The following is a 6,045-nucleotide window of genomic DNA, read 5'->3' on the forward strand; positions in this document are numbered from 1 at the left end:
AATCACACCGTCTTTAAAAACTCAGCCGCTACCTTTTTCTTACCACCTTTAAAATTAACGGTGATATAAATCGAGGTTGCATTCTTTATCTCAATAAGTTCAACCAGGCCAATGCCAAAGGTGGCATGTTGCACCGGCTGGCGGAGTTTAAAGGGAGATTTTGGGTGTGCTGATACCGTGGCTGTTGTAATCACGGGTTCTTGTTTAACTACTTTGTGCTGCGCTGCGCCAAAAGTCATGACGGGTGATGGTGCGGTTTGCACATTGCCACTGAACCATTTACTAAAATACGTACGTATTTCTGGGGTTTTCCAATAGGAAGCATCTTCACGTTGCGCCAATTGTTTTGGTAATTCATTCAAGAATCGTGAGGGCAATTGGTCGGTCATGTTACGATACGCATAACGATAGCGTGACTGCGTTATTAACAGCCGTTCACGTGCTCGGGTAATGCCCACGTAAAATAAGCGCCGCTCTTCTTCTAAGCTTGCTTCTTGCATCATGGAGCGTGAGCTAGGGAGTAAGCCTTCTTCAAGGCCGGCCAAAATCACGGTATTAAATTCCAATCCTTTAGCTGCATGCAAGGTCATGAGGAGTATAGCATCGTGGTTGGCATCTTTTTTATTCATCTTCTCTTGCATGAGCGCTACTTCATCAAGAAATTGTTCAATGCTATTGATGTTATTAGTTTCAAAATGTTTAAGTGCGTTCATCAACTCTTTGATGTTGTCGATTCTTGTTTGTGCATCTTCAGGGTCAAAGTTTTCTTTAAGGTAAGCTAAATAGTTGAGTTCGCTGATAATATGGTCAACGGCATTTGTTGGTTTATCGGTGGATTTGAGGCCTTTAAAAATATTCAAAAATTCGTTGAGTGAGTTCTTTTTTGTTCCGGTGACTTGCATCGTCTCAATGAGCTTTTTTCCAATGTCGATGAAGCTCAAAAATGCTTCATCGTGCCAGTGGTTATAGAACAGTTCTTCAAATGCTGCACCTAAGCCGCGGGCCGGGACATTAATAACTCTAAAAAAAGCAGCGCGGTCAAACGGGTTGACGACTAAGCGTAAATAAGCAAGTAAGTCTTTTATTTCTTTACGTTCATAAAATTGTACGCCGCCAATAATTTTGTAGGGGATAGAGTTTCTAATGAGTGCTTCTTCAATGGCGCGCGATTGAAAATGTGTGCGATAGAGCACCGCAATGGAGCTGAGCTTTTCTGTTTTGCTTGCAACATGGGCAAGTTGGGCAATAATGTCACCTTCTTGATATTCAGACAAACAAACCACATGGCGGATGCGGTCGACAGCTTTTTTGTCTGACCACAAATGTTTTGGGTTCCGTTGTTTGTTGTTACTAATAACGCTATTGGCAACATCCAAAATTGGTTGAACAGAGCGATAGTTTTGTTCAATCTTGATGGACAATGCTAAAGGAAAGTCTTGTTTAAAGTTGATAATGTTTGCAATGGTTGCGCCGCGCCATGAGTAGATTGATTGGTCTTCGTCACCTACTACGCATATGGAATCGACCACGCATTCTTTTTTGGTGTCATGCGCCATTTGCTTGAGCAGTTCATGTTGCACGACGTTGGTATCTTGATACTCATCAACCAAAATGTGGCGTACCATTTCTTGTGACTTTATTTTAAATCCTGGATGCCGTTTGAATAAGCTGAGTACTTCTAATAATAGATCATCAAAATCAAGTGCTTTGCTTGCTCGTTTTTCTTGTTCGTATGCTTTATACAGTGCTTCCAAGCGTGGGTTAACGCTGTAAAGCATGGCTATTTCTTCAGTATTGGTTGCATGGTTTTTGATGTGTGATATTTGGTAGGATAAATTCTTGGCGGTGATTTCTTTGTGTAGGCCGCTGCGTTGAATGATACCGGTTAATAATTTTTGTTGGTCGTCATCATCAAGAATAGAAAAAAATGGTGTCTCGAGTAATTCTTGATTTTTTTTCAAGACGCGCAAGCAGTATGAGTGGAACGTGCCAATGAAAGGCAGTTCATGATCGTTACCCAAAAAGTGAAGAATACGTTCTTGCATTTCTTTTGCGGCTTTGTTGGTGAAAGTCAGTGCAATAATGTTGCGTGGTGATACACCGCAATTGAGAATCAAATGTGCAATACGTGCGGTGATAACACGTGTTTTTCCTGAGCCAGCACCTGCAATTACGAGCAAAGCATTATCAGTATGTTTTACAGCCTTGCTTTGTTCGCTGTTAAGTTGGCTATTTAAAAATTCATTGAATGCTGTTTTGTGGTCTATATTCATGGTATTCCAAATAAGGTATTTTTTATGTAGAGTGTAGCCTTAGAATATCATGAATCAACAGATAATTAAATAAAAGTCTGTATGCCATACTGCGATGTTTGGTGGTCAAGAAAAACCAGATGAATCATCAAAGGAATTTTACTGATAAATCTTGACACCATGCATGGTAGCGGCATACTTTGGCTTTATTCTAAACATTTTTAGGGTTTTTATTTTCATCAAAGGCTTCTTGTATGAATGCAAATATTATTTTTATTATCACCTTACTGTTATGCATGCATGGTCATGCATTAGCTATGCATGAGAACAGCAACAGAGACAAGTTATTATTTTTTGCAGCGGAACATGGAAGATTGGTAAGCCTTAAAGCAGTCATAGTTCTTGGTGTTAATGTGAATGCACAAGAAAATACTAAAGATGGAGATACGGCGCTTATGATTGCTGCAAGTGAAGGGCATAAACGCTGTGTAGCGTTTCTTCTAAAGCAACCGGGAATTAAGGTCGACCAATGCAATAAAACAGGTAGCCAGGCTTTGGATTTTGCTGTTGAACTGGGTTATAAACAATGTGCTGCACTCATACGTCAGGCGCTGAAAAAACCCTCGATCTAATTAATTTCGTTCCATTACCGACACAGTCTCAGGTACACTAGATAATAATAGTATCGAGACATGGTGGGGGTGATCATGGAGAAACATATATTTTTTAAAGTATTCATACTCGTTATTGTACTTGTTCCTGCTTATATGCGGGCCATGGACGTTAATAAGCCAAGCAAACAAAAAGAACACGGCTACGAGATGTCAGATGATCTTAAAAAGTTCATTGCGCAATGTAGGGGCCGTAAAAATGAGATGTTTGTACAGGTGATTTATAAAGCTCAGATAGCTCATTTAAAAGAATTATTGAATGCAGGCATAGAGGTGAATATGTGCATTGATAATTGCCCTGATCGTACGGGGTTGAGCTACGCGGTTAATTTGGGTCATGATGAGGTAGTAAAAGAGCTCCTTGCTGCAGGAGCGAATGTCGACGCAGAAAGCTGGACTGATTTTAATGATGCGATAAAAAAGGATATTCAAGATAGGTATCAAAAATATTATAAAGAAGGAGTTCTTCCAACCTTGCAAGTAATTCTTCATGGTGCGATGGCTGAAATAAAACCGTGTTCAGTTTTGCCATTTCCTCAAGCGGGTGGCCATGTGGCATTGTTTGATCTTGTACATGAATATGCTGGTAACTATAACGGCCGAAATCAAGGTGCTTCTTGTGAGCAAGTTAATACTATGCAAGCATATGAGAGAAAAAAGTTTCTGAGCGGATTAGGAACATCGCAACAACAAGAGAGCGCCGGTTATAATGAATTATTTAAATTATTACTTGCCGTAGAGGCTCAATTGTCTTCTGATACCAAACGACCATTATCCTAATATGCTCTTGTTCTATTTGCTCGGCTGTTTATAATCCCTATACGACTTCTCTTCAATCAATCGCGATCCACTTAGTTCATTAATTGCACGTTTAATGCGGCAGCGCTCGTCGTTGGTGTAATACACAGCGCGGGCAAGACGAATGAATTCATGGTCAAATTCTAGCACTCGTTTTTTGTCGTGGATGTCATCTTCAATAACCTATAGCGATTTGTTTATGGTGAGTAAATCTTCCCAGAGTTTTTCCAACTCGGCGGTTTGTGGGACCCCTTTTTTTGCATATAGCAAGTAAGGTATTGAGTAACGGTATTTTACCGTCATCGGGCGGTCATGTTTTGTTGAGCAGGCTGTGTGCCGAGTATGCGAGTGTTGATTTTTCTTCTGTTGCCGACCAATTGGAAAAACAAGCCAATGAGTATCAGCAGTCAAAATGACAGTCTCAGGGACAGAAATAAAACTTAGGCTCTTTAGTAATTTTTAGGCTTTGGCACCCTTTTCTTAGGGGTAAATCACCCCTATTTTCAGGTTAAAACAACGAGCGCGTATTTCAATTTGACAAATCTTTAAGGGGTGTCACAATTTATATTGTATAGTAAAATATGGTATTTTGGCATGAGTTATGTGTTGTAATCTGTGCTAAAGCTACAAAATGAAGAGAATCTCATGAAAAAACAAATGATTATTATGCTCATGTCATTATTGGTGATTACCTTATTTACTCCTATTTATATACAGGCCATGGATAATGGTAAGCAAGAAAAACAGCAAGGAGTAGCACAACGGAGTTATTATGAAATCCTAGGAATTGGTAAAAATGCTAGTACAGATGAGGTCAGCAAGGCCTATCGTCAGCTTGCTTTAATACACCATCCGGATCGAAATCCTAATGATCAAGAGGCTGCAGGAAAAAAAATGCAAGAACTTAATCAAGTGTATGGCGTTCTTTCTGATGAAAGTAAACGTAACCTTTATGACCAAGTGGGGCGTGCTCAGTATGAAGAATTAGTAGCAAGGGTTCACGCTGGCTCCCAAAATGCGGGTGATCTCAACAAGAAGGTTGATGAATTGTTAGCCAAATATCGTTATGATAAACTAGACAGGGCGCTTTTTGATTGCGAGGATGTGAGTATAGTAAAAGCTTTAATTCGTCTTAATGCTGATCTTACTTATACAGATAAATGTAAACGTACGGCACTTATGCATGCTGTATTGAACAATTTTACTGAGAAGGCACTACTGTTATTAGATGCAAAAGCTAGTCCACACGTTTCGGATAAGTATGGTTATGAGATATTGCAGAGCGCGGCTATGGGTAATAATGAACGAATTGTACGGGCGTTGCTCCATGCAGCAAGTCATTCGCGTGCAAGTCTATCTAGCGCACTACTGAGTGCTGCACATAAAGATGATACTCCCTATCAACGTACTAACTATACCGTGTTAAAAAATTTGCTTAATGCAAAGGCCGACATAGATATGGGGAACTTACATACACGTCCTCTTATTGTAGCTGCGCAGGGCGGCAATTTACAACTGGTTAATTTTTTGCTCAATGAAAAAGCGTGTATTGATCGATTTAATGGATTTGGTCAGACAGCACTTATACAGTCTGTTATTTCCAACCAAGAAGAAGTATTGGAATGTTTATTGGGTGCAAAGGCTGACGTTCATCTTCAAGACAATGACGGTAATACAGCGCTTATGCATGCTGGTAAAAGATCACGTACAAAAATGGTTGAAAATTTGATAGCTGCAGGAGCGAGGGTTGGTGAGGTTGAAGTACTTGGCGATATTAAAACTGAGAAAATAAAAGACATTTTCCTTAAAGAAGGAGTCCATATTGATGATGATTCTTGGAAAGCTCTTAAATCTCGTTTCAAAAAAACTCTCGCCGAAAAACATGTTCAAGCAAAAATCGATCTTGTGTCAGCATTAACAAGAGATGTTGAGCCTGTTTTATCTAATGGAAGTCCACGTCGTTCGGTATTTCCTTTTCCTACAGAAGGGGGTCAGATTGGAGTACATAAATTTATAGCAGATCTTGTCTATGGCGATAATTCTAATGAGCTAGGTAGTATTAATGCTATGCAGGAAAATAAAAGACTAGAACGTCGTGCTCGGCAGATACCTATTTTACAAGATGCTCATAGTTTGTTAAGCAATGCTTCATCTTCATCGTCAAGTAGTTCTTCAATGGCGGGTAAAAGAAGTGGAAGAGATGAATTAAGTGAGAGTCAACCTGAAGTTATCAAGAAGTCGCGTTCAATGGCATCATCAAGCTCGAGTTCTTCGTCATCTCATGATGATAGCGATGAAATGGATGATTGGAAGACGGATACAAA

Annotated in this window: 5 protein-coding genes; 4 read left to right on the forward strand and 1 reads right to left on the reverse strand. The window is 39.7% G+C overall.

Annotated elements, in window-relative coordinates; all coding sequences use genetic code 11:
• Positions 1-2: 2 nt before the first annotated feature.
• Positions 3-2,273 (reverse strand): UvrD-helicase domain-containing protein, encoded by a 2,271-nt coding sequence (locus NTX86_01455; GenBank protein MCX5921971.1) that lies wholly within the window; start codon positions 2,271-2,273, stop codon positions 3-5.
• 233 nt (positions 2,274-2,506) lie between these two features.
• Here NTX86_01455 and NTX86_01460 point away from each other — a divergent pair, with 233 nt between their 5' ends.
• The 4 genes from NTX86_01460 to NTX86_01475 all read left to right on the forward strand — a co-directional run.
• On the forward strand, positions 2,507-2,884 hold the full coding sequence (locus NTX86_01460; GenBank protein MCX5921972.1) for an ankyrin repeat domain-containing protein: 378 nt from the start codon (positions 2,507-2,509) through the stop codon (positions 2,882-2,884).
• Between the two features lie 75 nt (positions 2,885-2,959).
• Positions 2,960-3,703 carry a hypothetical protein gene (locus NTX86_01465; GenBank protein MCX5921973.1) on the forward strand — a complete coding sequence of 248 codons (744 nt, stop codon included), beginning with the start codon at positions 2,960-2,962 and terminating at the stop codon, positions 3,701-3,703.
• Between the two features lie 275 nt (positions 3,704-3,978).
• A complete protein-coding gene (locus NTX86_01470) occupies positions 3,979-4,137 on the forward strand; it encodes a hypothetical protein (protein ID MCX5921974.1) in 159 nt (52 codons plus the stop codon).
• A 229-nt stretch (positions 4,138-4,366) separates the two neighbouring features.
• The coding region (locus NTX86_01475) for an ankyrin repeat domain-containing protein (protein MCX5921975.1) at positions 4,367-6,045 on the forward strand (1,679 nt) is incomplete at its 3' end.

The organism is Candidatus Dependentiae bacterium, from assembly GCA_026389015.1.
GTDB lineage: Bacteria > Babelota > Babeliae > Babelales > Vermiphilaceae > JAPLIR01.